At 60.3% G+C, this 24,651-nt stretch carries 23 protein-coding genes; 13 read left to right on the top strand and 10 right to left on the bottom strand.

Annotation, left to right across the window (positions count from 1 at the left end):
• Positions 1 to 2: 2 nt before the first annotated feature.
• On the bottom strand, positions 3 to 371 hold the full coding sequence (sdhD, locus tag L6D82_RS12190; RefSeq protein ID WP_007977503.1) for a succinate dehydrogenase, hydrophobic membrane anchor protein: 369 nt from the start codon (positions 369 to 371) through the stop codon (positions 3 to 5).
• On the bottom strand, positions 365 to 739 hold the full coding sequence (sdhC, locus tag L6D82_RS12195; protein WP_011333113.1) for a succinate dehydrogenase, cytochrome b556 subunit: 375 nt from the start codon (positions 737 to 739) through the stop codon (positions 365 to 367). The genes sdhD and sdhC overlap by 7 nt, the downstream gene beginning before the upstream one ends.
• 364 nt (positions 740 to 1,103) lie before the next feature.
• Between sdhC and gltA the strand changes: the two genes are divergently transcribed.
• The gene (gene gltA, locus L6D82_RS12200; RefSeq protein WP_007959044.1) at positions 1,104 to 2,393 is read left to right on the top strand and encodes a citrate synthase; all 1,290 of its coding nucleotides are present in this window, start codon (positions 1,104 to 1,106) and stop codon (positions 2,391 to 2,393) included.
• 1,064 nt (positions 2,394 to 3,457) lie between these two features.
• Here gltA and L6D82_RS12205 read toward each other — a convergent pair.
• The 3 genes from L6D82_RS12205 to L6D82_RS12215 all read right to left on the bottom strand — a co-directional run bounded on the left by L6D82_RS12205 (position 3,458) and on the right by L6D82_RS12215 (position 6,506).
• Positions 3,458 to 5,116, bottom strand: a complete 1,659-nt coding sequence (locus L6D82_RS12205; RefSeq protein ID WP_129973893.1) for a cation acetate symporter — start codon at positions 5,114 to 5,116, stop codon at positions 3,458 to 3,460.
• Positions 5,113 to 5,424 carry a DUF485 domain-containing protein gene (locus L6D82_RS12210; RefSeq protein ID WP_007959307.1) on the bottom strand — a complete coding sequence of 104 codons (312 nt, stop codon included), beginning with the start codon at positions 5,422 to 5,424 and terminating at the stop codon, positions 5,113 to 5,115. The genes L6D82_RS12205 and L6D82_RS12210 overlap by 4 nt, the downstream gene beginning before the upstream one ends.
• 230 nt (positions 5,425 to 5,654) lie before the next feature.
• The gene (locus L6D82_RS12215; RefSeq protein ID WP_102686063.1) at positions 5,655 to 6,506 is read right to left on the bottom strand and encodes a glycine betaine ABC transporter substrate-binding protein; all 852 of its coding nucleotides are present in this window, start codon (positions 6,504 to 6,506) and stop codon (positions 5,655 to 5,657) included.
• 287 nt (positions 6,507 to 6,793) lie between these two features.
• Here L6D82_RS12215 and L6D82_RS12220 point away from each other — a divergent pair, with 287 nt between their 5' ends.
• Complete coding sequence (locus tag L6D82_RS12220; protein ID WP_236189168.1) at positions 6,794 to 8,389, top strand: glycoside hydrolase family 17 protein; 1,596 nt, start codon at positions 6,794 to 6,796, stop codon at positions 8,387 to 8,389.
• Positions 8,390 to 8,438: 49 nt separating this feature from the next.
• Here L6D82_RS12220 and L6D82_RS12225 read toward each other — a convergent pair whose 3' ends face one another.
• On the bottom strand, positions 8,439 to 8,810 hold the full coding sequence (locus L6D82_RS12225) for a hypothetical protein (RefSeq protein WP_085747083.1): 372 nt from the start codon (positions 8,808 to 8,810) through the stop codon (positions 8,439 to 8,441).
• Between the two features lie 223 nt (positions 8,811 to 9,033).
• Between L6D82_RS12225 and L6D82_RS12230 the strand changes: the two genes are divergently transcribed.
• Both L6D82_RS12230 and L6D82_RS12235 read left to right on the top strand, forming a co-directional pair.
• The gene (locus L6D82_RS12230) at positions 9,034 to 10,332 is read left to right on the top strand and encodes a serine/threonine protein kinase (protein ID WP_236189170.1); all 1,299 of its coding nucleotides are present in this window, start codon (positions 9,034 to 9,036) and stop codon (positions 10,330 to 10,332) included.
• Positions 10,325 to 11,113: an MlaA family lipoprotein gene (locus L6D82_RS12235; protein ID WP_129973896.1), complete on the top strand. Its 789-nt coding sequence runs from the start codon at positions 10,325 to 10,327 to the stop codon at positions 11,111 to 11,113. The genes L6D82_RS12230 and L6D82_RS12235 overlap by 8 nt, the downstream gene beginning before the upstream one ends.
• A gap of 64 nt (positions 11,114 to 11,177) precedes the next feature.
• On the opposite strand, the gene L6D82_RS12240 is transcribed toward L6D82_RS12235, so the two are convergent.
• Positions 11,178 to 12,092 (bottom strand): DUF808 domain-containing protein, encoded by a 915-nt coding sequence (locus L6D82_RS12240; protein WP_007959291.1) that lies wholly within the window; start codon positions 12,090 to 12,092, stop codon positions 11,178 to 11,180.
• Positions 12,093 to 12,226: 134 nt separating this feature from the next.
• On the opposite strand from L6D82_RS12240, the gene L6D82_RS12245 reads away from it, so the two are divergent.
• Positions 12,227 to 12,832: a TetR/AcrR family transcriptional regulator gene (locus L6D82_RS12245; RefSeq protein ID WP_007959290.1), complete on the top strand. Its 606-nt coding sequence runs from the start codon at positions 12,227 to 12,229 to the stop codon at positions 12,830 to 12,832.
• Positions 12,833 to 12,979: 147 nt separating this feature from the next.
• On the opposite strand, the gene L6D82_RS12250 is transcribed toward L6D82_RS12245, so the two are convergent.
• Together L6D82_RS12250 and L6D82_RS12255 are read right to left on the bottom strand one after the other, a co-directional pair.
• Entirely contained in the window at positions 12,980 to 13,438 is a 459-nt protein-coding gene (locus L6D82_RS12250; protein ID WP_064384024.1) for an REP-associated tyrosine transposase, read from the bottom strand.
• Positions 13,439 to 13,648: 210 nt separating this feature from the next.
• Entirely contained in the window at positions 13,649 to 14,089 is a 441-nt protein-coding gene (locus L6D82_RS12255; protein ID WP_011333104.1) for a GlcG/HbpS family heme-binding protein, read from the bottom strand.
• Between the two features lie 268 nt (positions 14,090 to 14,357).
• Here L6D82_RS12255 and gcl point away from each other — a divergent pair, with 268 nt between their 5' ends.
• From gcl to L6D82_RS12295, 8 genes are all read left to right on the top strand, one after another.
• Complete coding sequence (gcl, locus tag L6D82_RS12260; protein ID WP_085747087.1) at positions 14,358 to 16,133, top strand: glyoxylate carboligase; 1,776 nt, start codon at positions 14,358 to 14,360, stop codon at positions 16,131 to 16,133.
• A gap of 88 nt (positions 16,134 to 16,221) precedes the next feature.
• Positions 16,222 to 17,004, top strand: a complete 783-nt coding sequence (gene hyi / locus L6D82_RS12265; RefSeq protein WP_096822135.1) for a hydroxypyruvate isomerase — start codon at positions 16,222 to 16,224, stop codon at positions 17,002 to 17,004.
• Between the two features lie 42 nt (positions 17,005 to 17,046).
• Positions 17,047 to 17,940 carry a 2-hydroxy-3-oxopropionate reductase gene (locus tag L6D82_RS12270; RefSeq protein WP_085747089.1) on the top strand — a complete coding sequence of 298 codons (894 nt, stop codon included), beginning with the start codon at positions 17,047 to 17,049 and terminating at the stop codon, positions 17,938 to 17,940.
• 159 nt (positions 17,941 to 18,099) lie between these two features.
• Positions 18,100 to 19,374 carry a glycerate kinase type-2 family protein gene (locus L6D82_RS12275; protein WP_236189172.1) on the top strand — a complete coding sequence of 425 codons (1,275 nt, stop codon included), beginning with the start codon at positions 18,100 to 18,102 and terminating at the stop codon, positions 19,372 to 19,374.
• Entirely contained in the window at positions 19,371 to 20,786 is a 1,416-nt protein-coding gene (pyk, locus tag L6D82_RS12280) for a pyruvate kinase (protein ID WP_085710519.1), read from the top strand. The genes L6D82_RS12275 and pyk overlap by 4 nt, the downstream gene beginning before the upstream one ends.
• A gap of 144 nt (positions 20,787 to 20,930) precedes the next feature.
• Positions 20,931 to 21,845, top strand: a complete 915-nt coding sequence (locus L6D82_RS12285) for an urea transporter (protein ID WP_236189179.1) — start codon at positions 20,931 to 20,933, stop codon at positions 21,843 to 21,845.
• A 21-nt stretch (positions 21,846 to 21,866) separates the two neighbouring features.
• Entirely contained in the window at positions 21,867 to 22,691 is an 825-nt protein-coding gene (locus L6D82_RS12290; RefSeq protein WP_039769763.1) for an ion transporter, read from the top strand.
• Between the two features lie 106 nt (positions 22,692 to 22,797).
• Positions 22,798 to 23,796 carry a sulfate ABC transporter substrate-binding protein gene (locus L6D82_RS12295; RefSeq protein WP_085747093.1) on the top strand — a complete coding sequence of 333 codons (999 nt, stop codon included), beginning with the start codon at positions 22,798 to 22,800 and terminating at the stop codon, positions 23,794 to 23,796.
• A 55-nt stretch (positions 23,797 to 23,851) separates the two neighbouring features.
• Here the strand turns inward: L6D82_RS12295 and L6D82_RS12300 are convergent, their stop codons facing one another.
• Positions 23,852 to 24,472: a DUF5666 domain-containing protein gene (locus L6D82_RS12300; RefSeq protein ID WP_236189181.1), complete on the bottom strand. Its 621-nt coding sequence runs from the start codon at positions 24,470 to 24,472 to the stop codon at positions 23,852 to 23,854.
• Positions 24,473 to 24,651: the final 179 nt, after the last annotated feature.

Raw genomic sequence — 24,651 nt, forward strand, 5'->3', positions numbered from 1 at the left:
AATCAGATACCCCAGAGAATCTGCACACCCCAGACGAAGTAAGCGAACATCGCGACGCCGCATACTGCCTGGAAAAGGAAACGTACTGCAGTCGCGGACTTGCCCAGCGCCATTGGCGTCAGGTAGTCGGTCGCGATGGTCCACATGCCGACCCAGGCGTGAGCGCCCAGGGCAACCAGTGCCAGCAGACTGAAGATACGCATTCCGTTGTGGGCGAACAGGCCGTGCCATTGGTCGTAGCCAATGCCCGGGTTCGCGGCGAGGTAGCCGATCAGGAATATGAAATAAGCCGCGAGAACGACCGCAGACACACGCTGTGCCATCCAGTCATAGAGGCCCGAACGCGAAAGGTTTGTAACGCTGGTTACCATATCCAAACTCCTGCCAGAACGATCAGCACCACGGAAACGGCGATGATCAGTTTCGAGCCCAGGCGGCCGCCTTCCAGCGTCTCACCGATGCCCATGTCCATGATCAAGTGGCGCACACCGGCAACCAGGTGATACAGAAGAGCGGACAGGAGGCCCCATGCTACGAACTTGGCCAGCGGGCTGGTCAAGCATGCCTTCACCTCGACATAACCTTCCTCGGAACCCAGGGATTTGCCCAATGCATAAAGCATGATGCCAAGGCCCAGGAAGAGGATGATGCCGGAAACACGGTGAAGAAACGACGTAACGCCGGTGATGGGGAGTTTGATGGTCCTTAGGTCTAGGTTTACAGGTCGTTGGCTTTTCACGGCTTTTTTTTCACACTGAAGAGCCCCTAACAATCAGGGCAAAGTTGTTGGGGAGTGCACTGGTCAGGTAACCACCACCCAGGGATGCGACCCCCAATGAAAGCAAGCCCAAAAGCCCTTGGCGGTCGGTCGCCGAGTATAGACAGTTAGGCTACTAATGACAACGCAATCGCCTACCCCCAATAGCGGATTGCACAAGTCGTATAAAAGGCGTAAATGGCAGGCAATTTCGAGGAAAAAGTACGGTTAAAGCCTTCTGGAGCAAGACTTTAGGCAAATTGACATTCGAATTTATCTCACTATAGTGGTGCGGGCCCTGCGTGGGGGGTCTGTCTGATGATTTCAAGCATAAATAGGAGGCCACATGGCTGACAAAAAAGCGCAGTTGATCATCGAGGGCGCAGCCCCCGTCGAGCTGCCCATTTTAACCGGCACCGTTGGTCCCGATGTTATCGATGTTCGGGGCCTGACGGCCACGGGCCGCTTCACTTTCGACCCCGGTTTCATGTCGACCGCTTCCTGCGAATCGAAGATCACCTATATCGACGGCGACAACGGCATCCTGCTGCACCGCGGCTACCCGATCGAACAGCTGGCTGAAAAGTCGGACTACCTGGAAACCTGCTACCTGCTGCTGAACGGCGAACTGCCGACTGCAGAGCAAAAGGCCCAGTTCGTCGGCACCGTGAAGAACCACACCATGGTTCACGAGCAGCTGAAAACCTTTTTCAACGGCTTCCGCCGTGACGCCCACCCGATGGCCGTCATGTGTGGTGTAGTCGGCGCCCTCTCGGCCTTCTACCACGACTCCCTCGACATCAATAACCCGCAGCATCGCGAAATCTCCGCGATCCGCCTGGTTGCCAAGATGCCGACCCTGGCCGCGATGGTTTACAAGTACTCCATGGGCCAACCCATGATGTACCCGCGCAACGATCTGTCGTACGCGGAAAACTTCCTGCACATGATGTTCAACACCCCGTGCGAGATCAAACCGATCAGCCCGGTACTCGCCAAGGCCATGGACCGGATCTTCATCCTCCACGCCGACCACGAGCAGAACGCTTCGACCTCCACCGTGCGTCTGGCGGGCTCTTCGGGTGCCAACCCGTTCGCCTGTATCGCCGCCGGCATCGCCGCACTGTGGGGCCCTGCCCACGGCGGTGCGAACGAAGCCGTGCTGACCATGCTCGATGAAATCGGCGATGTTTCGAACATCGACAAGTTCATCGCCAAGGCCAAGGACAAGAACGATCCGTTCAAGCTGATGGGCTTCGGTCACCGCGTCTACAAGAACCGCGACCCTCGCGCGACTGTAATGAAGCAGACCTGCGACGAAGTGTTGAAGGAACTGGGCATCCAGAACGATCCGCAACTCGAACTGGCCATGCGTCTGGAAGAGATCGCTCTGACCGATCCGTACTTCATCGAGCGCTCGCTGTACCCGAACGTCGACTTCTACTCGGGGATCATCCTCAAGGCGATCGGCATTCCGACCAGCATGTTCACTGTGATCTTCGCCCTGGCACGTACTGTCGGCTGGATTTCGCACTGGAAGGAAATGCTCTCCAGCCCGTACAAGATTGGCCGTCCGCGTCAGCTTTACACTGGCTACGAGTCGCGGGATATCACCAAGCTGGAAGACCGCAAATAAGAGCTGTCTTGCGATAGCCTCTTAGCGTTGTACCGGGAACGGCCTCCATGAGAATGGGGGCCGTTTTTTGTTTTTGCGGTTTTTTTGCGATCTTTGGATTGGGTGTATATCCGTTGCTTCGGGAGCTGCCGCTGGCGGTTTCGCTCTTACAGCGAGTCCCTTTTTCAAACGCCAAAAAGGAACCAAAAGGCTTTTGCCCCGGCGTACGGCACTTCGCTTAGGCTCAGTGTTCCCTCGCTACGGTGTCCATCAGGGGGCATCGCCTACGGTTTGCTTCGCTGCACCTCCTCTCGATGTATGCGGCTTCGCCGCACGGCGCTGCGCGCCTACCCCCTGATGGACACCTCCGCTCGGCCTGCCGAAGGGGCAAAAAATCAAAAGCCAGAGCCAGAGCCAGAGCCAGAGCCAGAGCAAAAGCCAGATCAAGAGCCCCCCTCACCCTAGCCCTCCCGAAACGTCGGACCGCCCGGAGGGAGAGGGAACTGATCGAGGTGTATGGCAGAGATACGCCGACGTGCAATACCGAGTCGAACTCAAGTTTTGAAAAGCCCACAAATCGGCTCCCTCTCCTCGGGGAGAGGGCTGGGGTGAGGGGTAAACCCACCACAAAACCAAAGCCGAACACCCCACGCCCCTCCCCACTCACCACGATGAGCGTTAGCTCGAGTACCGCTTTTGATCGCAGGGCCCGTCGGCAGGCTGAGTGGAGGGATTGATCCGGGGGTGGGAGCGCAGCGACCGTTTGGCGAAGCCAAACACATCGAGAGGAGGTGCAGCGAAGCAAACCGTAGGCGATGCCCCCGGATCAATCCCGGAGCGAAGGAACCCGAGCCACAGCGAGGGCCGTACGTCAGGGTAAAGCCTTTTGGGTTACCTTTTCGGCGTTTGGAAAAGGTGACTCGCCGTAAGGGCGAAACCCTAAGAAGCCGTTACCGCAGCAACGGATAAACACACAAACCAAAACCACCCCCAAGAAAGTCCGATAACCGCCCACAAAAAAATGCCCCAATCTCTCGACCAGGGCATTTCCATCCAACTCAAACTACATATTCAAACCAAAAGCCTCAGTGCGAAACCGCCCCACTAGCCCCCAACCCAGTCTGCGAACGCACAAACTGCGGGAAGAACGCCGCACGCTCGTTCTCAGCCGCCGCCGACTTGTCAGTAATCGAGAAGAACCAGATCCCGATAAACGCAATGATCATCGAGAACAACGCAGGATACTCATAAGGGAAAATCGCCTTCTCATGATGCAGAATCTGCACCCAGATGGTCGGGCCAAGGATCATCAGACCCACCGCACTCACCAGACCCAGCCAGCCGCCAATCATGGCGCCACGGGTGGTCAACTTCTTCCAGTACATCGAAAGCAGCAGCACCGGGAAGTTGCAGCTCGCCGCGATGGAGAACGCCAGACCCACCATGAACGCAATGTTCTGGCTTTCGAACAGGATGCCCAGGCCGATGGCCAGAACGCCCAGTGCGATGGTGGTGATCTTCGAAACGCGGATCTCATCCTTCTCGTTGGCCTTGCCCTTCTTGATCACGCTGGCGTACAGGTCGTGAGACACCGCCGAAGCACCGGCCAGAGTCAGACCGGCCACTACTGCCAGAATGGTCGCGAACGCCACCGCCGAGATGAAGCCGAGGAACACGCTGCCGCCCACGGCGTTGGCCAAGTGCACCGCCGCCATGTTGTTGCCGCCGAGCAGAGCGCCCGCCGCATCTTTGAAGGCCGGGTTGGTGCTGACCAGCAGGATCGCGCCGAAGCCGATGATGAAGGTCAGGATGTAGAAGTAGCCAATGAAACCGGTCGCGTACAGCACGCTCTTACGGGCTTCTTTCGCGTCGCTAACGGTGAAGAAGCGCATCAGGATGTGCGGCAGGCCGGCGGTACCGAACATCAGCGCCAGACCCAGGGAGAACGCCGAGATCGGATCTTTGACCAGACCGCCCGGGCTCATGATCGCTTCGCCCTTGGCGTGAACCTTGATGGCTTCGGAGAACAGGGTGTTGAAGTCGAAGTTGACGTGCTTCATCACCATCAGCGCCATGAACGAGGCACCGGACAGCAACAGCACCGCCTTGATGATCTGCACCCAGGTGGTCGCCAGCATGCCGCCGAACAGCACGTACATGCACATCAGGATACCGACCAGAATCACCGCAACGTGGTAGTCGAGACCGAACAGCAGCTGGATCAGCTTGCCGGCACCGACCATTTGCGCGATCAGGTAGAACGCCACCACCACCAGCGAACCGCAGGCAGACAGGGTGCGAATCTGGGTTTGCCCGAGGCGGTAGGACGCCACGTCGGCAAAGGTGTATTTGCCCAGGTTACGCAGACGCTCGGCGATCAGGAACAGAATGATCGGCCAGCCCACCAGGAAGCCGATCGAGTAGATCAGGCCGTCGTAGCCGGAGGTGAACACCAGCGCGGAAATACCCAGGAAGGACGCCGCCGACATGTAGTCACCGGCAATCGCCAGACCGTTCTGGAAACCGGTGATCTTGCCGCCCGCCGCATAGTAATCGGCCGCCGAGTTGTTGCGCTTGGACGCCCAGTAAGTGATGCACAGGGTCGCGCCAACGAACGCGACGAACATGACGATCGCGGAAACGTTGAGCGGTTGTTTGTGGACTTCGCCGGTCAGGGCGTCAGCGGCCCAGACGGCTGGAGCGAACGCTGCGATGCTCAAAAGAGCCAGTAGACGCCGGATCATTGCTGAGCCTCCTTGAGAATCGCGTTGTTCAGGTCGTCGAACTCGCCATTGGCGCGGCGCACGTAAATGCCGGTCAGGATAAAGGCCGAGATAATCAGTCCGACACCGATCGGGATGCCCCAGGTGATGGACGATTCAGGACTGATTTTCGTGCCGAGCACTTGCGGCCCGTACGCGATCAGAAGGATGAAGCCGGAGTAGAGCCCGAGCATGATCGCCGAGAGTATCCAGGCGAACCTTTCTCTTTTCTTGACCAGCTCCTTGAAGCGCGGGCTGTTCTGAATCGAGAGGTAAATGCTGTCGTTCATTGTTTTTATCCTCGCAGCACAGATTTTTATTTTTGGAACATATCCACTGTATGCGGCTGCGAGCCGGGTTCCAGACGACCTTAGTAGTAGAACGCCATGACGTTTTTGCCAATTTCCAGACAAGCAGAAAACGGCCAACGCTGCTTATTAATAGTAGGCAAACAAAAAAGGCCGCCCGACTGTCATGTCGGGCGGCCCTGGGAAGCGCAGATTAGACGCTTCGGCTTAAATCACTTGGTCCAGTCGGCAACACGTTCCGGGTGTTTGGCAACCCAATCCTTGGCCGCTGCGTCAGGTTTTGCACCGTCCTGAATCGCCAGCATGACTTCGCCGATTTCGTCTTTCGAAGCCCACTGGAAGTTCTTCAGGAACTTGGCCACTTCCGGCGCCTTGGTCGCCAGTTCCTTGCTGCCGATGCTGTTCACGGTTTCAGCCGCGCCGTACACGCCTTTCGGGTCGTCGAGGAAGCGCAGTTTCCACTTGGCGAACATCCAGTGCGGCACCCAGCCGGTGACGGCGATGGATTCGTTTTTCTTCTCGGCACGGGTCAGCTCGGCAATCATGCCGGCGCCGGAACTGGCCTTGAGTTGATAGCCGGTCAGGTCGTAATCCTTGATCGCCTGATCGGTCTTGAGCATCACGCCTGAACCGGCGTCGATGCCGACGATGCGTTTCTTGAAGGAGTCGTCGGTTTTCAGGTCTTCGATGGTCTTGGCCTTGACGTACTCCGGCACGATCAGACCGATTTTCGCGTCCTTGAAGTTCGGACCGTAATCGACGACCTGATCCTTGTTCTTGGTCCAGTATTCGCCGTGGGTCACCGGCAGCCAGGCCGAGAGCATGGCGTCGAGTTTGCCGGTGGCAACGCCCTGCCACATGATGCCGGTAGCGACGGCTTGCAGTTTCACGTCGTAGCCGAGTTTCTGCTTGATCACTTCGGCCGCCACGTGGGTGGTCGCGACGCTGTCGGACCAGCCGTCAACGTAACCGATGTTCAGGGTCTGTTTTTCAGCGCTGGCGAAAGTGGAGCTCATCGCAAGCACCAAAGCGGCACCTGCGCCTAAAAGTCGTCGCATCTTCATCGTTACTTCCCCGAAATGCTGCGCCCGACGAATGCCGGGCATCGTCAACGTATTGTTATGGTGCACAGCGCCCCCATCACGCCTGACCGCAAACTCGTTAGATCATCAGCGGAGTACTGATGAGTCCGATCATCAACCTGACGCCCGTTAAGACCTGCTCTGCCAGCGACCTCGAAGCAACGAGAAACGACATCAGAAAGCCATTAACTGCGTCAGGATATTTGGCGCCAGACAATCCGCCCGAACTTTGCATGTCAAAATCGTGCGGGCCACCAACCTGCTTATAAATGCAGGTAACATGCGTCGCTTTGCAGCCACTCGGCCTGACCATGTCCGCGACTTCCCGCTTCCCCTTTCTTCCTTATGTGTTCGCCTGCCTGCTCGGGCTGTTTGCCCTGTGCGGTTTCTGGTACGGCCTCGGCAAACCGGTGATCCTGCCGGACGTCGCCACCCCGAGCCACAAGCTGCAATGCGCCTCCTACACCCCGTTCGACAAGGACCAGTCGCCGTTCGACGTGCCGTTCAAGCTGCGCCCGGAGCGCATGGACGCCGACCTCGCCCTGCTCGCCACCCGTTTCGAATGCATCCGCACCTACTCAATGACGGGCCTCGAAGCGCTGCCGGATCTGGCGCGCAAGCACGGTTTGAAGTTGATGATCGGCGCGTGGGTCAACAGCAATCCGGTGGACACCGAGAAGGAAGTCGATCTGCTGATTGCCTCGGCCAACGCCAACCCGGATGTGGTCAGCGCCGTGATCGTCGGCAACGAAGCCTTGCTGCGCAAGGAAGTGACCGCCACCCAACTGGTGAAGCTGATCAACAAGGTCAAAAGCCACATCAAGCAGCCGGTGACCTACGCCGATGTCTGGGAATTCTGGCTCAAGCACCCGGAAGTCGCGCCGGCGGTGGATTTCCTGACCATTCACTTGCTGCCGTACTGGGAAGACGATCCATCGAACATCGACGCGGCCCTGCATCATGTGGCCGAAGTGCGTCAGGTGTTCGGCAACAAGTTCGCCCCAAAAGACGTGATGATTGGCGAAACCGGCTGGCCGAGCGAAGGCCGCCAGCGTGAGACCGCGCTGCCGAGCCGGGTCAACGAGGCCAAGTTCATTCGTGGTTTTGTCACCCTCGCCGAACAGGAAGGCTGGCGTTACAACCTGATCGAAGCGTTCGACCAGCCGTGGAAGCGCGGCAGCGAAGGCGCGGTCGGCGGTTATTGGGGGCTGTTCGATGCGGATCGCCAGGACAAGGGCGTGTTGGCCGGCCCGGTGTCGAACGTGCCGTACTGGTCGCAGTGGCTGACCATCGGCGGGCTGATTTTCCTCGGAACACTGCTGCTGGGCGGTCGGGTTCGTACGACGCGTTCGGCGCTGATCCTGCCGCTGCTCGGCGCCCTCGCCGCCTGCTCGATTGGTGCCTGGGGTGATCTGGCCCGGGTGACCACGCGATTTGCCAGCGAATGGCTGTGGGTCGGGTTGCTGACGGCTCTGAATCTGTTGGTGCTGGCCCATGCCGCGCTGACCTTGAGCGCCCGCAGTGGCTGGCGTGAACAGGCGTTCAACGCTTTCGAGCGACGGGCCGGCTGGCTGGTGGCGGCAGCCGGTTTCGCCGCTGCCGTGATGATGCTGGAGCTGGTGTTCGATCCGCGCTATCGCAGCTTTCCGAGCGTGGCGTTCATTCTGCCGGCGCTGGTTTACCTGTGCCGCCCGGTGCCCGTGGCCCGTCGGGAGATCGCCCTGCTGACATTCATAATCGGCGCCGGCATTGCGCCGCAGTTGTTCCGTGAAGGACTGCAGAATCAGCAGGCGTGGGGCTGGGCGCTGGTCAGCGTGTTGATGGTGGCTGCACTTTGGCGCTGCCTGCGGGCTCGCAAGGGCTGACCTTCAGCATCTGAAAGCATTGCATCGCGGGCGAGCCCGCGATGCATGACTACTTGGCGTCGCGCGATTCCCGCACCAGTCGCAACCCGGCAATCACCACCGCAAACACCGCCAGCGTCGTGTTGTACAGCGCCAGCGCCGGCAACCCGAACACCAGCGCCAGCACCGCCAGCCACCACCCTGCCCATCCCGGCACGACAAAACCGATCACCGCAGCCGCGACCGCCGCCCAGCCCAGCATCTGGAAATGAATCATCAGGCCCAGGTTCGAGCGCACCGAGCATTCCCAGCGGCTCGCCTCATCCACGCAGATGCCCACCCACTGCGCATCTTCCATGAAGCCATAACGCGCGCCATAACTGGCGGCCAGCCACAACGGCAACAGAACGAGCAGCAGAATCACGGGCAAGCGGCGGGACATGGAACACTCCAATCGATGAAATCGGCGGCCAGCTTAATCTGCCGCCGCGCATACGCAAGGACTAACAACTCTTAACTGGTCATTCCTTCCTTGCAAAGTGTATCGTCCGGCTACTATTACTCCGAATTCCGTCAGTTTGGTGCCGTGGCATGGCACTTTGGCGCAAACCCGGTGGTCATAGCCTGCGAACCTCATTCGGCACCTTCCTCTAAGGGATCTAGTCATGCTCCGTTCCTTGCGCTTCGCCGCCCTGTTTGGCGGCCTTATTTTGAGTGCGTCCGCGCTGGCGGTGGATATCGACGCCGCCAGCTATGGCTATCCCCTGACCAATCCGTTCGAGGCGACCATCGCCACCACGCCGCCGGACTTGCGCCCTGAACTGCCACTGGATGACGACATCGATCAGGCCGATCGCAGCGTCACCCTGCGCCCCGAGCGCGAATTCATCCTGCCGGACAATTTCTGGCCGGTGAAAAAACTCACCTACCGCATCGCCACCCAGGACAAGGCCGCGCCGCTGATCTTCCTGATCGCCGGCACCGGCGCGCGCTACGACAGCACGCTCAACGAATACCTGAAGAAGCTTTATTACAAGGCCGGCTACCACGTGGTGCAGCTGTCATCGCCGACCAGCTTCGACTTCATGAGCGCCGCCTCGCGTTTCGCCACCCCCGGCGTGACCAAGGAAGACGCCGAAGACATGTACCGGGTGATGCAGGCCGTGCGGGCGCAGAACCCGAAACTGCCGGTCACCGACTATTACCTCAGCGGCTACAGCCTCGGCGCGCTGGACGCGGCGTTCGTTGCCCATCTGGATGAAACCCGCCGCAGCTTCAACTTCAAGAAAGTCCTGCTGCTCAATCCGCCGGTCAACCTCTACACCTCGATCACCAACCTCGACAAGCTGGTGCAGACCGAGGTCAAGGGCATCAACAACAGCACCACCTTCTATGAACTGGTGCTGAGCAAACTGACCCGTTACTTCCAGCAGAAGGGTTACATCGACCTCAACGATGCGCTGCTCTACGACTTCCAGCAGTCCAAGCAGCACCTGAGCAACGAGCAGATGGCGATGCTGATCGGCACTTCGTTCCGCTTCTCGGCGGCCGATATCGCGTTCACTTCGGACCTGATCAACCGTCGCGGCCTGATCACCCCGCCGAAATTCCCGATCACCGAAGGCACCAGCCTCACGCCGTTCCTCAAGCGTGCGCTGCAATGCGACTTCGACTGCTACCTCACCGAACAGGTGATCCCGATGTGGCGCGCCCGCACCGACGGCGGCAGCCTGCTGCAACTGATCGACCAGGTCAGCCTGTATGCACTGAAAGATTACCTGCACGACAGCCCGAAAATCGCCGTCATGCACAACGCCGATGACGTGATCCTCGGCCCGGGCGACCTCGGTTTCCTGCGCAAGACCTTCGGCGATCGCCTGACCGTTTACCCGCTGGGCGGCCATTGCGGCAACCTTAACTACCGCGTCAACAGCGACGCCATGCTGGAGTTCTTCCGTGGCTAAATATCTTCTGCTGATTGCAGCGCTCCTCAGTGCAGGTATGGCCCAGGCCGACAACAGCAAAGCCAATGCACCGGTGGTCATCGACAGCGACGGCTTCAAGGAGCCGCTGTCCAAACTCAAGTTCAACCCGGGGCTGGATCAGCGCGAGTTCGAGCGCTCGACCCTCAACGCGCTGAACGTCTACGACCCGCTGGAAGAGTGGAACCGCCGCGTCTACCACTTCAACTACCGCTTTGACCAATGGGTGTTCCTGCCGGTGGTCGATGGCTATCGCTACATCACTCCGAGCTTCGTGCGCACCGGCGTGAGCAACTTCTTCAACAACATTGGCGACGTGCCGAACCTGGTCAACAGCCTGTTGCAGTTCAAGGGCAAGCGCTCGATGGAAACCACCGCGCGCCTGCTGCTCAACACCACCATCGGCATCGCCGGGCTCTGGGATCCGGCCACCGCCATGGGCCTGCCGCGTCAAAACGAAGACTTCGGCCAGACCCTGGGCTTCTACGGCGTACCGGGCGGCGCCTACTTCGTGCTGCCGATCCTCGGCCCGTCGAATCTGCGTGATACTGCAGGTCTGGCCGTGGACTACACCGCCGAGTCCGCGATCAACTTCCTCAACGTCTCGGAAGTCAGCTCCAACCATCCGGAAGTGTGGGTACTGCGTGGCGTCGACAAGCGTTACCAGACCAGTTTCCGCTACGGTCAGCTGAACTCACCGTTCGAGTACGAGAAGGTGCGCTACGTCTACACCGAGTCGCGTAAGTTGCAGATCGCCGAGTAAAAACGCCGGCCACAAAAAAGGCCATTCGATGCGAGTCGAATGGCCTTTTTGTTTGCCTCAGGATTCAACCCTTCAGCGCTTTCCAGACTTTGCCGATCACGGACACGCCCGCCAGCACCACCGCACCCGCGATGATCCCCGCCACGCCGTTCAACAGCATCGGCACCACAAACCCGGCGCCACCGGCCGCTGCGCCGACGCTTTCGATCCAGTGATGCACCACCGGCACGCCGTGGGTCAGGATGCCGCCACCGACCAGGAACATCGCTGCGGTGCCGATTACCGACAGGCTTTTCATCATGTAGGGCGCGGCGCGCAGGATGCCGTTGCCGATACTTTTGGCCATCTGGCCGGGCTTCTGAGTCAGCCACAGACCGAGGTCATCGAGTTTGACGATACCGGCCACCAGGCCGTAAACGCCCACGGTCATGACAATGGCGATGCCCGACATCACAATCACTTGCTGGGTCAGCGAAGCATCGGCCACGGTGCCGAGGGTGATGGCGATGATTTCCGCCGAGAGGATGAAGTCGGTGCGGATCGCGCCTTTGATCTTGTCCTTCTCGTACGCCACCAGATCGGTTGCCGGATCAGCCACGGCCTCGACCAGTTGCGCATGCTCGGCCTCGTCTTCGGCCTTGCTGTGCAGGAACTTGTGCGCGAGCTTTTCGAAACCCTCGAAACACAGGTAGGCGCCACCGACCATCAGCAGCGGCGTCACCAGCCACGGCACGAACGCACTGATCGCCAGCGCCGACGGCACCAGAATCAGTTTGTTGACGAACGAGCCCTTGGCCACCGCCCAAACGACGGGAATTTCCCGCTCCGCGCGTACGCCGGAGACCTGCTGGGCGTTGAGCGCCAAGTCGTCGCCGAGCACGCCGGCGGTCTTCTTGGCAGCCATTTTGGTCATCAACGCAACGTCGTCCAGAACGGTGGCGATGTCGTCGATCAGCACCAGCAAACTGCTTCCTGCCATGAATCATGTTTCCTTATGTGAATAATGCCGCGCAGCATACCGCGACTGTGGGCCACACGGGGCATTGTTGAGCGCCGCGCGAGGCCGGTGCTACCATGCGCAACCGCCAGAACAGGCAAGGAACCACCGGGTTTATGAGCACAATCCGCGAGCGCAACAAAGAACTGATCCTGCGTGCAGCCAGTGAAGAGTTTGCCGACAAGGGCTTCGCTGCCACCAAAACCAGCGACATCGCCGCCAAGGCAGGACTGCCCAAGCCCAACGTCTATTACTACTTCAAGTCCAAGGAAAACCTCTACCGCGAGGTGCTGGAAAGTATCATCGTGCCGATCCTGCAGGCCTCGACCCCGTTCAACCCGGACGGCGTACCGAGCGAAGTGCTGAGCGGCTACATCCGCTCGAAGATCCGCATCTCCCGCGACCTGCCCTTCGCCTCCAAGGTCTTCGCCAGCGAAATCATGCACGGCGCCCCGCACCTGAGCGCCGACCTGGTCGAGCAGCTCAACGGCCAGGCCAAGCACAACATCGACTGCATCCAGACCTGGATCGACCGCGGCCAGATCGCCCCGATCGACCCCAACCACCTGATGTTCAGCATCTGGGCCGCAACCCAGACCTACGCCGACTTCGACTGGCAGATCTCCGCCGTCACCGGCAAGGACAAGCTCGACGAAGCCGACTATGAAGCGGCAGCACAAACCATCATCCGGTTGGTGCTCAAGGGCTGCGAGCCGGACTGAAAATTCGCGGTGCGACTATCTCGAGCAAGTCGAATCGTCGCACCGGGGCCCCCACAGGTTTCTGTGCTGAATTCAGATTTAGCAAACAACACAAATCCCCTGTGGGAGCTGGCTTGCCAGCGATGAAGGCAACTCGGTTCAAAGTTGCTAAAGCCAAACTGCATCCCACAGCGGATAGTCGCCGATTTTACCCACCAGCCCAGCGCGCAAAGGGTTGGCCACTACATACCGTGCCATTTTCACCAAGTCATCTTCCCGCCTCAACGCCCGGTCATGGTAACCCTGCTGCCATAACGGCCCATGTCTGCCACTGTGCAGATTCACCTCTCGCGCAATCAGGGATTTGGTCTCGCGCATCAGTTTGCGGAGAGAGCAATTTTCCAGCTCGACCAGCCAGTGAAAATGATCGGGCATCACAACCCACGCCAACGATTTCGCCATTCCGTGGTCCTGTGCGCGACGAAGTTGATGAACAACCAGTCTGCCCAACGCGAAATCGGCAAAGATCGGTTCTCGATCAAGAGTGTTTGAAGTCAGTAAATAGATTTGATTCGGCTCGGCATAGCGACCGGTTCGCAGCCGATGCGAAGCAGGAAGATCAGGCAATCCGTTGCCCCTTCATGATGAGTTCATCAGAAGGCTAGACCTCAGTGTGCTGTTTGACTGGGTAAGTCTTTTTTCTTGATGTGTCAGTCAGGCCGCCATCGCTGGCAAGCCAGCTCCCACAGGGTTTGGTGCCGTTCGCAGAGTTTGAATGCAACGCACAATGTGTGGGAGCTGGCTTGCCAGCGATGACTTTCGATCAAACGCCGCAAATCACGCAGCCACCCCCGCATCCGCCCGCAGGTCCAGGGCCTCCACGGCCTTGATTGCCACCTGCTCATCAATATCCGACAGATCGCCGCTGATGCCGATCGCACCCAGCACGTTCCCCGCCTGATCACGAATCAGCACACCACCCGGTGCCGGCACGACGCTGCCCTGCCCCATGCTGTTAAGTGCGGCGATGAACGCCGGGCGTTGTTGCGCGTCCAGCGCCAGCAGGCGTGAGCCCTTGCCCAAGGCGATGGCGCCCCAGGCTTTGCCGATGGCGATGTTCGGGCGCAGCAGGCTGGCGCCGTCTTCGCGTTGCAAGGTGACCAGATGGCCGCCGGTATCCAGTACCGCGATGGTCAGCGGCGCGGCGGAGATGGCCCGCCCTGCATTGATGGCTTCGTTGACCAGCTTGACTGCGACTTTCAAGGTTAAAGCGCTCATGGTGCCGTCCTCATTTTGTTATTGGGAAAGTCGTTGGGCTGCGCTTTTCTGCCGCAGCCCGATGCAACAAATAGAACACAATGAATTATTTTTTTGTATACAATAATTCTCGAAAAGCGCCTCATGCGACGAAAAGCCACAGCAGAACGGGCTTCCGACGAATGAAACAGGCGCTTGAGAAAATGGATTGACCTGCGCCGTCCGCCGTGAATACACTCTGCGCAAAGCCACTTGTATACAATTACAAAACGTAAAGAGGCACAAAACCATGAGCAAAATGAGAGCAATCGAAGCCGCCGTTCTGGTGATGCGCCGTGAAGGGGTTGATACCGCTTTTGGCATTCCAGGCGCTGCAATCAATCCGCTGTACTCCGCCCTGCAGAAAGTCGGTGGCATCGATCACGTCCTCGCTCGCCACGTTGAAGGCGCCTCGCACATGGCCGAGGGCTACACCCGCACCAAGGCCGGCAACATCGGCGTGTGCATCGGTACTTCCGGCCCGGCCGGTACCGACATGGTCACCGGTCTGTACAGCGCCTCCGCGGACTCGATCCCGATCCTCTGCATCACCGGGCAAGCCCCCCGCGCCCGTATGCACAAGGAAGACTTCCAGGCCGTCGACATCACCAGCATCGTCAAGCCGGTGACCAAGTGGGCGACCACCGTTCTGGAGCCGGGCCAGGTGCCTTACGCCTTCCAGAAAGCCTTCTACGAAATGCGCTCCGGCCGTCCAGGCCCGGTGCTGATCGACCTGCCGTTCGATGTGCAGATGGCTGAAATCGAATTCGACATCGACGCCTACCAGCCACTGCCGCTGGCCAAGCCGAGCGCCACACGCGTGCAAGTCGAAAAAGCCCTGGCGATGCTGGACCAGGCCGAACGTCCATTGCTGGTCGCCGGCGGCGGCATCATCAACGCCGACGCCAGCGAACTGCTGGTCGAGTTCGCCGAGCTGACCGGCATTCCAGTAATCCCGACCCTGATGGGCTGGGGCACCATTCCTGACGATCACCCGCTGATGGTCGGCATGGTCGGTCTGCAGACTTCGCACCGCTACGGCAACGCCACGATGCTGAAATCCGACGTGGTACTGGGCGTCGGCAACCGCTGGGCCAACCGTCACACCGGTTCGGTCGACGTTTACACCGAAGGCCGCAAGTTCATTCACGTCGACATTGAACCGACCCAGATCGGCCGCGTGTTCACCCCGGACCTGGGCATCGTTTCCGACGCCGCTGCCGCGCTGACCGTGTTCATCGAAGTCGCCCGTGAATGGCAAGCCGCCGGCAAACTGAAGAACCGCTCTGCCTGGCTGCAGGATTGCCAGCAGCGCAAAGCCAGCCTGCACCGCAAGACCCATTTCGACAACGTGCCGGTCAAGCCGCAGCGCGTTTACGAAGAAATGAACCAAGTGTTCGGCAAGGACACTTGCTACGTCAGCACCATCGGTCTGTCGCAGATTGCCGGCGCGCAGTTCCTGCACGTCTACAAGCCGCGTCACTGGATCAACTGCGGCCAGGCCGGCCCGTTGGGCTGGACCATTCCGGCAGCGCTGGGCGTGGTGAAGGCCGATCCGAACCGTAAAGTCGTGGCCCTGTCGGGGGACTATGACTTCCAGTTCATGATCGAAGAGCTGGCGGTCGGCGCTCAGTTCAAACTGCCGTACATCCACGTCGTGGTGAACAACTCGTACCTGGGGCTGATCCGTCAGGCCCAGAGAGGGTTCGATATGGACTACTGCGTGCAGCTGTCCTTCGATAACCTGAACGCGCCGGAACTCAACGGTTATGGTGTCGACCACGTCGCAGTCGCCGAAGGCCTGGGCTGTAAAGCGCTGCGTGTGTTCGAACCGGCTGACATCGCCCCTGCCCTGCGCAAGGCCGAAGAGCTGATCGAAGAGTTCAAGGTGCCGGTGATCGTCGAGATCATTCTGGAGCGTGTGACCAACATCTCCATGGGGACCGAGATCAACGCCGTCAACGAATTCGAAGACCTGGCGCTGGTCGGCAACGATGCGCCTACGGCGATTTCGTTGCTCGACTGAACGTAACCGGCTCCCTCTCCCTCCGGGAGAGGGGACTTGATCGCGTTCAGTCTGACCAACCGTGTCAAAACTGTTTTAGGAGACCACCATGCCGCGTTTCGCAGCCAACCTGTCCATGCTGTTCACCGAACAGGATTTCCTTGCCCGTTTCGACGCCGCCGCCAAGGCTGGCTTCAGCGGTGTCGAGTACCTGTTCCCGTACGATTTCAGCTCTGCCGAAATAAAGGCCAAACTCGACGCCAACGGTCTGACCCAAGTGCTGTTCAACCTGCCGGCCGGTGACTGGGCCAAGGGCGAGCGCGGTATCGCGTGCCTGCCGGACCGGGTCGAAGAGTTCCGCGCCGGGGTCGATCTGGCCATCGCTTACGCACAGGTTCTGGGCAACACCCAGGTCAACTGCCTGGCCGGTATCCGTCCGCAGGGCGTGGACGATGCCACTGTTGAAAAGACCTTCGTCGCCAACCTCAAGTACGCCGCCGACAAGCTGCAAGCCGTCGGCATCAAACTGGTGATGGAAGCGATCAACACCCGCGACATCCCGGGCTTCTACCTGAACAACACGGCGCAGGCCCTGTCGATTCGCGAGCAGGTCGGCAGCGCCAACCTGTTCCTGCAATACGACATCTATCACATGCAAATCATGGAAGGCGATCTGGCCCGCACCCTGCAATCGCACCTGGCCGAGATCAACCATGTGCAGCTGGCCGACAACCCGGGCCGCAACGAGCCGGGCACCGGCGAGATCAACTACCGCTTCCTGTTCGAACACCTCGATCGCATCGGTTATCAGGGCTGGGTCGGCTGCGAGTACAAACCGCTGACCACCACTGAAGCGGGCCTCGGCTGGCTGAAGAGCCACAACGCGATCTGACCCCTATTTGCTTGAGCAAGACAAAAACAAGAGGATTTTCTCATGGCTAAAATCGGATTCATCGGCACCGGCATCATGGGCCACCCAATGGCGGCGAACCTGCAGAAAGCCGGTCACAGCCTGTTCCTGTCGGCGCACCACGACGCCGCCCCTGCCGACCTGGTCGCCGCTGGCGCCGTCGCTCTGGCCAACCCGCGTGACGTGGCTCAAGAAGCCGAATTCATCATCGTCATGGTGCCGGATACCCCGCAGGTCGAAGACGTGCTGTTCCGCGCCGACGGCGTCGCGGCCGGCATCGGCAAAGGCAAGGTCGTGATCGACATGAGCTCGATCTCGCCGACCGCCACCAAGGCTTTCGCTGCGAAGATCAACGAGAAAGGCGCGCAATACCTCGACGCCCCGGTGTCCGGTGGTGAAGTCGGTGCCAAAGCCGCGACCCTGAGCATCATGGTCGGTGGCGATGCCGATGCCTTCGAACGCGCACTGCCGCTGTTCCAGGCCATGGGCAAGAACATCACCCTGGTCGGTGGCAATGGCGACGGTCAGACCGCCAAGGTGGCGAACCAGATCATCGTTGCCCTGAACATTCAGGCTGTCGCCGAAGCCCTGCTGTTCGCTTCGAAAAACGGTGCCGATCCGGCCAAGGTGCGTGAAGCGCTGATGGGCGGTTTCGCCTCCTCGAAGATCCTCGAAGTGCACGGCGAGCGCATGATCAAGGGCACCTTCGATCCGGGCTTCCGCATCAGCCTGCACCAGAAGGACCTGAACCTGGCCCTGCAAGGCGCCAAGGAGCTGAACATCAACCTGCCGAACACCGCCAACGCCCAGCAAGTGTTCAGCACCTGCGCGGCCATCGGTGGCAGCAACTGGGACCACTCGGCGCTGATCAAGGGCCTGGAACACATGGCCAACTTCTCGATTCGCGACAAGAAGTAAGCCCTGCCCCAACCTGCATCAAACCTGTGGGAGCCAGCCTGCTGGCGATGAAATCGACGCGGAGTGTCTGCCAGACCTCAGCGCCTGAATCGCTAGCAGGCTAGCTCCCACAGGGTTCCGAGTTGCCCTTTCGAATAACAAGAATTCCGGGAGCCCGCCATGTCGGTCGATCCGCAACAACTGCTGCGCGAGCTGTTTGCCACAGCCATCGACGCGGCCCATCCGAACCAGGTCCTCGAAGCGCATCTGCCGGCCGATCGCACAGGTCGCGTGATCGTCATCGGCGCCGGCAAGGCTGCCGCTGCCATGGCGCAAGTGGTCGAGCGCTGCTGGGAAGGTGAAGTCTCGGGCCTTGTGGTGACCCGCTACGGTCACGGCGCCCCGTGCGAAAAAATCGAAGTGGTCGAAGCCGCGCACCCGGTACCGGACGCTGCCGGTCTGGCCGTGGCCAAACGCGTGCTGGAACTGGTCAGCAACCTGACCGAAGCCGACCGCGTGATCTTCCTGTTGTCCGGCGGCGGCTCTGCCCTGCTGGCGTTGCCGGCCGAAGGCATCACCCTGGCCGACAAACAATCGATCAACAAAGCCCTGCTCAAATCCGGCGCGACCATCGGCGAGATGAACTGCGTGCGCAAACACCTCTCGGCGATCAAGGGCGGACGTCTGGGCAAGGCCTGCTGGCCGGCGACTGTTTATACCTACGCGATTTCCGATGTACCGGGCGACCTCGCCACAGTCATCGCCTCCGGTCCGACCGTGGCCGACCCGAGCACCAGTGCCGAAGCGCTGGCGATCATCAAGCGCTACGGCATCGAGATTCCGGCCTCCGTGCGCACCTGGCTGCAGAGCCCGGAATCGGAAACCGTCAAACCCGGTGATCCGAGCCTGGCCCGCAGTCACTTCCAGTTGATCGCCCGCCCTCAGCAATCGCTGGATGCCGCGGCAGTGAAATGCCGTCAGGCCGGTTTCAGCACGCTGATCCTCGGCGACCTGGAAGGCGAATCCCGCGAAGTGGCGAAAGTCCACGCCGGCATCGCGCGCCAGATCATTCATCACGGCCAGCCGCTGGCAGCGCCGTGCGTGATTCTCTCCGGCGGTGAAACCACGGTGACCGTGCGCGGCAATGGCCGTGGCGGCCGCAACGCCGAATTCCTCCTCAGCCTCACCGACAGCCTCAAGGGCCAGCCCGGCGTTTATGCGCTGGCCGGTGACACCGACGGCATCGACGGCTCGGAAGACAACGCCGGCGCGATCATGACCCCGGACAGCTACGCCCGCGCCGCCGCCCTGGGCCTGAGCGCCAGCGACGAGCTGGATAACAACAACGGCTACGGCTACTTCGAGGCGCTCGATGCGCTGATCGTCACCGAGCCGACCCGCACCAACGTCAACGACTTCCGCGCCATCCTGATCCTCGAGAGCTCTAAATCATGACGCCTGATAAAAAGGTCAAAATCCTCGCCACCCTCGGGCCTGCCGTCGACGGCATCGAAGACATCCGCGAGCTGGTCGAGGCCGGGGTCAATATCTTCCGCCTCAACTTCAGCCACGGCGATCACGCCGACCACGCCAAGCGCTATCAGTGGATCCGCGAAGTCGAGCGCCAGCTCAACTACCCGCTCGGGATCCTGATGGACCTGCAAGGGCCGAAACTGCGGGTCGGCAAGTTCGCTGACGGCAAGGTTCAGTTGCATCGCGGTCAGGCCTTCCGCCTCGATCTGGACGCAACACCGGGCGACGAACGCCGGGTTAACCTGCCGCATCCGGAGATCATCGCCGCGCTGGAAGCCGGGATGGATCTGCTGCTCGATGACGGCAAACTGCGTCTGCGCGTCGTCACCAAATACTCCGACGCGATCGACACCACCGTGCTCAACGGCGGCGAACTGTCGGACCGCAAAGGCGTGAACGTGCCGCAAGCGGTGCTCGACCTGAGCCCGTTGACCACCAAGGATCGTCGCGACCTGAGCTTCGGTCTGGAGCTGGGTGTGGACTGGGTCGCGCTGTCGTTCGTGCAGCGCCCGCAAGACATCATCGAGGCCCGCGAACTGATCGGCGACAAGGCGTTCCTGATGGCGAAAATCGAGAAGCCGTCGGCCGTCGAGCAACTGCGCGAGATCGCCGAACTGAGCGACGCGATCATGGTGGCTCGCGGCGACCTGGGCGTGGAAGTGCCGGCCGAGAGCGTGCCGCAGATCCAGAAAAACATCATCACCACGTGCCGCCAGCTCGGCAAACCGGTGGTGGTGGCGACGCAGATGCTCGAGTCGATGCGCTTCTCGCCGGCGCCGACCCGCGCTGAAGTCACCGACGTCGCCAACGCCGTAGCCGAAGGCGCCGATGCGGTGATGCTGTCGGCCGAAACCGCATCCGGCGAGTATCCGCTGGAAGCCGTGCAGATGATGAGCAAGATCATCCGCCAGGTGGAAAACGGTCCGGACTACCAGACCCAACTCGACGTCAGCCGGCCGAAAGCCGAAGCGACCGTGTCCGATGCAATCAGCTGCGCGATCCGCCGGATCAGCAACGTGCTGCCGGTGGCGGTGCTGGTCAATTACAGCGAGTCCGGCGCATCGAGTCTGCGTGCAGCGCGGGAGCGGCCGAAAGCGCCGATCCTCAACCTGACGCCGAACCTGCAGACCGCCCGCCGGTTGAGCGTGGCGTGGGGCATTCATTCGGTGGTCAATGATCGCCTGCGTCAGGTGGATGAGGTGTGCTCGACCGCGCTGGAAATCGCTCAGGCTCAAGGAATGGCCGAGCGTGGCGATACGTTGCTGATCACCGCGGGTGTGCCGTTCGGGCAGCCGGGGTCGACCAATTCGCTGCGGATCGAAACATTGATTTAAGCAACACCTGTGTGGCGAGGGAGCGTGCTCCCGCCGCCCGGCATGACGGTTTCCACAAGAGACACCGCATTCACCGGGCACGAGCTCCTCGCCACCGCTTCAAGCAAGACCTTTTGATTTTCCCACTGCCCAGATTCTCCAGACATGCCTGCCAATCATTTCAACACCCACTGCCCTGACTGGGCCGAGGCCTTGCTCAACGGCTTCAGTCAAATCTTCCTCCAGCGCCATCCGCTGTGTGGACTTCTGTGCCTTCTGGCCATTTTATTTACCGCGCCGGTGCTGTTCGCCGGCGCGCTGCTGGGCGCGGTCGCCGGTTTGCTCACCGCGCAACGGCGCAACTACGCCAAGGCGGATCGCCAGGCCGGACTGTTCAGCTACAACGGCGTGCTGGTCGGTCTGTTGCTGAGCCTGTATTTCCCCTGGTCGCCGATGCTGCCGCCGCTGATTCTGGCGGCCGGCGGTCTGAGCGCGATGATCACGCAGCAATGGCTCAAGCGCGCACGCCTCACCGAGTACCTGCCCGCCTACACTGCACCGTTCGTATTGTTGAGCTGGGTGTTCCTGTGTTTCGCCGAGCCTTCGACGCCGGCTCCGGCACTTGAGCTGAACACCGTGAACCTGCTCGGTGCCGCCCTGAAAGGCTTCGGTCAGGTGATGTTCCTCGACCATCCGTTGGCCGGTGGATTGATCGCCGCCGGTTTGCTGATCGCCGATCGCCGGGCCTTTGCCTGGGCGCTGCTGGCTTCGGTAATCGGTCTGGGTTCCAGTCTGTTGCACCACGACAGCCAGGTCGCGTTGCTGGGGTTGGGTGGCTACAACGCGGTGCTCGCCGCCCTCGCCTTCAGCGCCCAGCGCCAGCAACCTTGGCTGCCATTGTTCGGTATCGGCCTGGCGCTGCTGCTGACGCCGCTGTTCAGTGCCCTGGTTCTGGCAACCCTCACGGCACCGTTCATTCTCGCCTGCTGGCTGCTGCGCACCGGCATTCGCCTGATGCAGCAACCGCAGATCAACGGCGCGCCTTGCGCTCACGGGGAGAATCAACCTAGGCTGCGCTGATCTTTGATTCAGGCGTGATCCATGGACAGTAACCAGCACTGGCGTGAACAGCTTTACGTCATGATTTTCCAGAGCGACACCCCCGCCGGGCGACGTTTCGACGGCATTCTGCTGCTGATCATTCTGGCCAGCCTGGTGATCGTGATGCTCGACAGCATCGACAGCGTTCACCGCAATTACGCCGATGTGCTGGCGTATATCGAGTGGGGGTTCACCATCATCTTTGCCGGCGAGTACATCCTGCGTCTGTACTGCTCGCCCAAACCGCTGCGCTACGCCTTCAGTTTTTACGGATTGGTGGATCTGCTGGCGATCGTGCCGGGCATCCTCGCGCTGTACTACAGCGATGCGCAGTACCTGTTGATTATCCGGATCATCCGGATGCTGCGAATTTTCCGCGTCCTCAAACTCAGTCCCTACCTCAAACAAGCCAACTACCTGATGTCGGCGCTGCGCGGCAGCAAGCAGAAGATCGTGGTGTTTCTGGTGAGCGTCTGCACACTGGTAACGGTGTTCGGTACGTTGATGTACGTGATCGAAGGCCCGGAACACGGCTTCACCAGCATTCCCAAGGGTATCTATTGGGCTATCGTGACTCTGACCACCGTCGGCTTCGGCGACATCGTGCCGAAGACTCCATTGGGTCAGGTGATTTCGTCGCTGGTGATGATCACTGGTTACTCGATCATCGCGGTACCCACCGGAATCTTCACCGCCGAACTGGCCAATGCGATGCGTGGTGAACAGTTGCAGCACGACTGCCCGGTTTGCCAGAAAAAGAGCCATGAAAGCGGCGCCGCCTTCTGTTCGCGATGCGGCAATCCGCTATTCAAGAAGATGGAATAAGCAAAGTTCTTTTTAATCTTTAAGCGACTATGCGTGCCCCGCTATAGTCGCTTGCAAATGGCCTCATCTTTGTAAAAAACACCCCCTACAGAACAAGGAATGCGCAGTGAAAAAACTCTTTGGCGCCTCACTTCTCGCCGCTGGTCTTGCCTTCGGCAGCGTGGCTCAGGCTGCACCGACCCTGCTCAACGTGTCCTACGACGTGATGCGCGATTTCTACAAGGACTACAACACTGCGTTCCAGAAACACTGGCAGGCCGAACACAACGAAAACATCACGGTGCAGATGTCTTTCGGTGGTTCGAGCAAGCAAGCCCGTTCGGTCATCGACGGCCTGCCGGCTGACGTCATCACCATGAACATGGCCACCGACATCAACGCCCTGGCCGACAACGGCCAACTGGTGCCGAAGGACTGGGTCACCCGTCTGCCGAACAACAGTGCGCCATTCACCTCCGCGACCGTATTCATCGTGCGCAAAGGCAACCCGAAAGCCCTGAAAGACTGGCCGGACCTGCTCAAGGACGGCGTGCAGGTTATCGTGCCGAACCCGAAAACCTCGGGCAACGGCCGCTACACCTACCTGTCGGCCTGGGGCTACGTGCTGAAAAACGGCGGTGACGAGAACAAGGCCAAGGACTTCGTCGGCAAGCTGTTCAAACAGGCACCGGTGCTGGATACCGGTGGCCGCGCCGCGACCACCACGTTCATGACCAACCAGATCGGCGACGTGCTGGTGACCTTCGAAAACGAAGCCGAAATGATCGCCCGCGAGTTCGGCCGCGACCAGTTCGAAGTCATCTACCCGAGCGTCTCCGCCGAAGCCGAGCCGCCAGTGTCGGTGGTCGACAAAGTGGTCGAGAAGAAAGGCTCCCGCGCCGCTGCCGAGGAATACCTGAAGTTCCTGTGGTCGCCGGAAGGTCAGGAAATCGCGGCCGCCAACTACCTGCGTCCACGTGACCCGGCGGTGCTGGCCAAGTACACCGACCGTTTCCCGAAAGTCGACTTCCTGTCGGTCGAGAAGACCTTCGGCGACTGGCGCACCGTGCAGAAGACCCACTTCAACGATGGCGGGATCTTCGACCAGATCTACAGCGGCCAGTAAGGCTTGAGCTGACATGAAAAAGGCGACCTGCAGAGGTCGCCTTTTTTGTGGCCGGCTACATCGGCGGCTTGACGCCATCCTTGCCCGCCGAGATCGATTGCGCAGTCAGCGTGCCATCCGCGCTCTGGGTCACGAAGGTGAAGATCTTCACCCCGACCTTGAGCAGGCTGCGATCACCCGGCGTCAGGTTGACGATCGGCACGTCCTCCGGCACCAGGATCTTCTGCTGGCCGCCCTTGTAGTTGACGGTCAGCACCCGGCCGTTGCTCACCACCAGATCGCCGACGCTGCCGTTGGTCATGCTGCTGCCCTTGGCCAGGTCGAACGGCCGATGGCCATCGCCGCTGCCGGCCAGCTCTGGCGGGAACACGTGAACCTCCAGCGCCTTGAGCGTGCCATCCTCCTGGGGAATGGCCGCCGAACCGATGTAGCTGCCGGGCTTGATGTCTTCAATGTTGGCCAGGGTGACCGCGCGGAACTTGGTGTCCGGGGTCAACTGGACCACCACGTTTTCACCGCTGTTGACGTGAACCTTGAGCGAGTCGGAACTGACCCCGGTAATTTCCCCGCGCACGCCCATGCGCATGCCGGGCGCTTCGGCGGCCTGTGCGGCAGTGGCGCCGAGCAGACTGATCAGGGCAATCGTTGTGGTGTGGCGAAGCAACTGACGAAACATCGCAATCCTCCGTTGATGAACGCTGAAACCCGGTCACAACATAAGCACGCTATCGAACAAGATGTAAGTGAATGTATCATCGACGCTCAACGGTCGGACGCAAGGTTCGCCGATGAACAATGGATTGTTCGGCGCCACCTGTTCCGCAACGGAATAACTGATATCGATCAGAAGCCTCT

Origin of the sequence: Pseudomonas paraglycinae, from assembly GCF_021601625.1 — a bacterium.
GTDB lineage: Bacteria > Pseudomonadota > Gammaproteobacteria > Pseudomonadales > Pseudomonadaceae > Aquipseudomonas > Aquipseudomonas paraglycinae.

What these genes read in the sequence shown, in the direction of transcription:
- L6D82_RS12285 (WP_236189179.1), top strand. Translation starts at nt 20,931, where the DNA reads ATGCCTGCCAATCATTTCAACACCCACTGCCCTGACTGGGCCGAGGCC.
- L6D82_RS12245 (WP_007959290.1), top strand. Translation starts at nt 12,227, where the DNA reads ATGAGCACAATCCGCGAGCGCAACAAAGAACTGATCCTGCGTGCAGCC.
- L6D82_RS12270 (WP_085747089.1), top strand. Translation starts at nt 17,047, where the DNA reads ATGGCTAAAATCGGATTCATCGGCACCGGCATCATGGGCCACCCAATG.
- L6D82_RS12210 (WP_007959307.1), bottom strand. Translation starts at nt 5,424, where the DNA reads ATGAACGACAGCATTTACCTCTCGATTCAGAACAGCCCGCGCTTCAAG.
- L6D82_RS12275 (WP_236189172.1), top strand. Translation starts at nt 18,100, where the DNA reads ATGTCGGTCGATCCGCAACAACTGCTGCGCGAGCTGTTTGCCACAGCC.
- gltA (WP_007959044.1), top strand. Translation starts at nt 1,104, where the DNA reads ATGGCTGACAAAAAAGCGCAGTTGATCATCGAGGGCGCAGCCCCCGTC.
- sdhD (WP_007977503.1), bottom strand. Translation starts at nt 371, where the DNA reads ATGGTAACCAGCGTTACAAACCTTTCGCGTTCGGGCCTCTATGACTGG.
- L6D82_RS12240 (WP_007959291.1), bottom strand. Translation starts at nt 12,092, where the DNA reads ATGGCAGGAAGCAGTTTGCTGGTGCTGATCGACGACATCGCCACCGTT.
- L6D82_RS12230 (WP_236189170.1), top strand. Translation starts at nt 9,034, where the DNA reads ATGCTCCGTTCCTTGCGCTTCGCCGCCCTGTTTGGCGGCCTTATTTTG.
- hyi (WP_096822135.1), top strand. Translation starts at nt 16,222, where the DNA reads ATGCCGCGTTTCGCAGCCAACCTGTCCATGCTGTTCACCGAACAGGAT.
- gcl (WP_085747087.1), top strand. Translation starts at nt 14,358, where the DNA reads ATGAGCAAAATGAGAGCAATCGAAGCCGCCGTTCTGGTGATGCGCCGT.
- L6D82_RS12255 (WP_011333104.1), bottom strand. Translation starts at nt 14,089, where the DNA reads ATGAGCGCTTTAACCTTGAAAGTCGCAGTCAAGCTGGTCAACGAAGCC.
- L6D82_RS12300 (WP_236189181.1), bottom strand. Translation starts at nt 24,472, where the DNA reads ATGTTTCGTCAGTTGCTTCGCCACACCACAACGATTGCCCTGATCAGT.
- L6D82_RS12290 (WP_039769763.1), top strand. Translation starts at nt 21,867, where the DNA reads ATGGACAGTAACCAGCACTGGCGTGAACAGCTTTACGTCATGATTTTC.
- L6D82_RS12205 (WP_129973893.1), bottom strand. Translation starts at nt 5,116, where the DNA reads ATGATCCGGCGTCTACTGGCTCTTTTGAGCATCGCAGCGTTCGCTCCA.
- L6D82_RS12225 (WP_085747083.1), bottom strand. Translation starts at nt 8,810, where the DNA reads ATGTCCCGCCGCTTGCCCGTGATTCTGCTGCTCGTTCTGTTGCCGTTG.
- L6D82_RS12220 (WP_236189168.1), top strand. Translation starts at nt 6,794, where the DNA reads ATGCAGGTAACATGCGTCGCTTTGCAGCCACTCGGCCTGACCATGTCC.
- pyk (WP_085710519.1), top strand. Translation starts at nt 19,371, where the DNA reads ATGACGCCTGATAAAAAGGTCAAAATCCTCGCCACCCTCGGGCCTGCC.
- L6D82_RS12215 (WP_102686063.1), bottom strand. Translation starts at nt 6,506, where the DNA reads ATGAAGATGCGACGACTTTTAGGCGCAGGTGCCGCTTTGGTGCTTGCG.